Consider the following 2298-nt stretch of genomic DNA (forward strand, 5'->3'; position numbering starts at 1 on the left):
GGGCTACGCTGACTCGCTCCGCGGCCTGGGCCTAAGCAACGACCAGCTGGCCCAGCGTGTGGCGAATGCCAGCAATGCGGTCCGGCTGCTCGATGCGAACACCGCCCGGATGAACCTGCAGTTCAACGCCGCGGCGGACGGCGCGCTGATCAGCGCCGATGCCATGGCCCAGCAGGCCGGCGGCGTCGATAACCTCAGCGGGCTGATGTCGTCGTTCTACCAGAGCTTTTTCACGGATGGTGAGCGCGCTGCTCACCTCCAGGGCGAGATCACCGATGCCCTGGCGTCGATGGGCATGGCCCTGCCGGAGAACATCGCCGGTTTCCGTGCCCTGGTAGAGGCGCAGAACCAGAACACCGCCGAGGGGGCCCGCAACTACGTCCAGCTGCTGCAGCTCTCCGACGGGTTCGTGCAGCTGCAGCAAATGATGGGCGATGCCGAGGGCGCGACCGACGGCCTCAACGCCGCGATTCGCAGCAACGCCGACATCGCTCGCGAACGCGAGCAGCTCGAGCTGCAGCTGCTGCGCGCCGAGGGTGACGTCACCGAGATTCGACGCCGCGAGCTTGCTGCGCTGGATGCCTCCAATCGTCCCCTTCAGGAGCGCTTGCACGCGATCGAGGATGAAGCCGAGGCCACGAAGGCGTCGAACGATGTCGTACGCGAATACCAGCAGCTCGAGCTGCAGCTACTGCGTGAGCAGGGCAATACCACCGAGCTCCGCCGGCGTGAGCTCGCGGCCCTCCACGAATCGAACCGCCCGCTGCAGCAACGCATTTGGGCACTGCAGGATGAGGCCGCGACGTACAGTCAGCACCTGGTGACGAACGGCAATGTCGACACGATTCGTCGGGCGTACGACACCTACAACGCGAGCATCGAGGCCATCAACGAGGGCGCGCGGCTGCGTGAGCAGCAGCTCGCCAACGAGCAGCGGGCGTTGACGACGCTGCGCGACCTGACCGACTCGCTGATGCTGTCGAGCCAGTCCGTGCTCGACCCCATGGAGCGGATGCAGGAGGCTCAGCGGCAGTTGTCGCGCCTGCAGATACAAGCCGAGGCTGGCGACACGAACGCCATTGGGCAGTTGCAGGGCGCGACCACGGCCTATCTGGATTCGATCGCCGCGGTCTACGGCCAGTCCTCTGCGCAGTACGCCGCTGAGTTCGAGAGTGTCTCGCGCTCGATGCAGGCGCTCGAAAACCGCTACGGCGACAGCGTCCGGGCGCTCGGCACCCAGGAGAGCATCAGCCGCGACGCGCTGCGTGACCAGCAGCGTGCGCGGGACCTGCTGACCCGGCAGCTACAGCAACAGGCCGACATGTACGGCGAGCTGGATTCGATCGCCCACCTGCTCGAGTACCTGCCCCAGGAGCTGGCCAGCGCGCTCTCCAGCATTCTGGATAACGGCAAGCCGGGCGGCGGCATCGGCCTGGCGCAGGTGATCAGCGGCGCCCGCAACGCCCACGGCTATCTGGACGATGCCGGCGCCCGGGTGGTCTACGACTACCTGAAGAACACCGGGGGGACGCTCTCGGACGCGAACCGGTACCTCAAGCCGGGTGCCAATACCGCCGAGGACTGGGCGCGACGCAATGGCCTGCCGCTGTTCGATACCGGGGCCTGGAACCTGGGTGGCGACACGCTCGCCATGGTCCACAAGAACGAGTTCATCGCCCCGGCCAAAGGCGGCATCGCCGATGAGTTCCGCGCGTATGCCGCCGGCGACTACCAGGCCGAACTGCTGGGTGAGCTGCATCGGCTGCAGCAGGGATTGACCCAGCGCCCGGCCATGGCTCCGGTCAGTGGCAACGATCAGGCGCTATTGCGTGCGTTCGCGGCGATGCGTGAAGACAACCGCCGGCTGACGGAGCAGGTTGGAGCGATGGAGCAGCAACTGGCCGCGATCGTCAAAAACACCGGCGCCGTGATCGACCCAGCTCGCCGGACGGCAATGGCTACCGAAGGCGCCGAGCGCAGCACGCGCTTGAAGAAAAGGAACCCCGCATGATCACAGACGCCCAGTTTACCCGGTGGCTGGAGAGCCCCCGGGAGAACCGCGTGATACTCGCCGAACTCGAGCACGCCGGCGGCGTCGTGCAGGTCGCCGACAAACCCTACGTGGCCCCGGCGAGCGAGCGACTCGACAACCCGGTATGGAACGACCTGCTGATCAGCGCCGTGGGCATTTCGCTACGCGTCGATGGGTTGATCGAGATTGGCAAGATCGAGCTGCGCGACGATGGCCGCATCACGGACTGGTTGGACTACCAGTGGCGGGGGTGGCCGGTGCGGTTG

General features: G+C 66.5%; 2 protein-coding genes. Both read left to right on the forward strand.

Going from position 1 to position 2298, the window contains the following annotated elements; translation table 11 throughout:
• The coding region (locus BIS11_RS15465) for a hypothetical protein (protein ID WP_253586485.1) at positions 1-2011 on the forward strand (2011 nt) is incomplete at its 5' end.
• The coding region (locus BIS11_RS15470; RefSeq protein ID WP_253586486.1) for a hypothetical protein at positions 2008-2298 on the forward strand (291 nt) is incomplete at its 3' end. The genes BIS11_RS15465 and BIS11_RS15470, both read left to right, overlap by 4 nt.

This window comes from Halomonas sp. 707D4 (genome assembly GCF_024158685.1).
Lineage (GTDB): Bacteria > Pseudomonadota > Gammaproteobacteria > Pseudomonadales > Halomonadaceae > Vreelandella.